The sequence below is a fragment of the Streptomyces silvisoli genome, from assembly GCF_029269905.1.
GTDB classification, from domain to species: domain Bacteria; phylum Actinomycetota; class Actinomycetes; order Streptomycetales; family Streptomycetaceae; genus Streptantibioticus_A; species Streptantibioticus_A silvisoli_A.
Window position 1 is genome coordinate 1 of the sequence record NZ_JARJBC010000075.1, and the last position, 904, is coordinate 904.

At 65.9% G+C, this 904-nt stretch carries 1 protein-coding gene; it reads right to left on the reverse strand.

Going from position 1 to position 904, the window contains the following annotated elements; translation table 11 throughout:
- The coding region (locus P3G67_RS35770; protein ID WP_276097243.1) for a polyketide synthase dehydratase domain-containing protein at positions 1 to 866 on the reverse strand (866 nt) is incomplete at its 3' end.
- Positions 867 to 904 lie beyond the last annotated feature (38 nt).

Genomic DNA, 904 nt, shown 5'->3' on the forward strand with positions numbered 1-904 from the left:
TGCCCATCACGCAACACCAACTGCGGCTCATCCACAGCCAGCACCTGGCCCAGCACCGCGGCGTCCAACTCGATGTCGGTGTCGGTGTCGAGCAGAACGAACCGCCCGGGATTTTCCGTCTGCGCCGCACGCACCAAACCCCACACCGCAGCCGCAGCCAAATCCGACAAGGACTCACCAGGCCAAGCAGCGACCGCACCCCGCGTCCGTATAAGCAACGGCACCTTTCCGAACCGCTCCTCACCCAACCAGTGCTGCACCTGCCGCAACACCCACCCGGTCAACTCATGAGTCGAATCCACCACCGCATCCGAGTCCCCGGCCACGGCCAACACCACCACCTGCGGAACCCCGGCCCCGCCCTCCAAAGCAGCACCGGCCGCCTGCAAGTCGGCATACGAAGCGTCCGCCGAGCCGCCCCGGTCGACCACCACCCACTCCTGCACCGGAACAGCGGACGGAGCGGGGATATCAATCCATTCCAGCCTCAGCAGGGCGCCGTCACTGGTACCGGTGGTGAGGCCGTCGGCGGTCAGCGGCCGCATAGTCAGCGAACCGATCGACAGCACAGGCGACCCGGTGCTGTCCGCGACCGCAATCGCCACCTCATCCAGTCCTGTACGGGTCAACGCAACCCGCAACCGTGACGCACCCGAAGCACGCAACACCACATCCGTGAAGGTGAACGGCAACCCACCGTCCCGCGCCGAGTCCAAGCCAGCGAAGACCGTGGGGTGCAACGCCGCATCCAGCAACGCCGGGTGAATACCAAAAGAGTCCGCCAGACCACGCCCAGCCTCGGGGAGCTCGACCTCAGCGAGAATTTGGTCCCCACGCCGCCAAGCCCTGCTCAGCCCCTGGAACACCGGACCATATGCAAACCCGCTCTCGCTCAGCTGCTCAT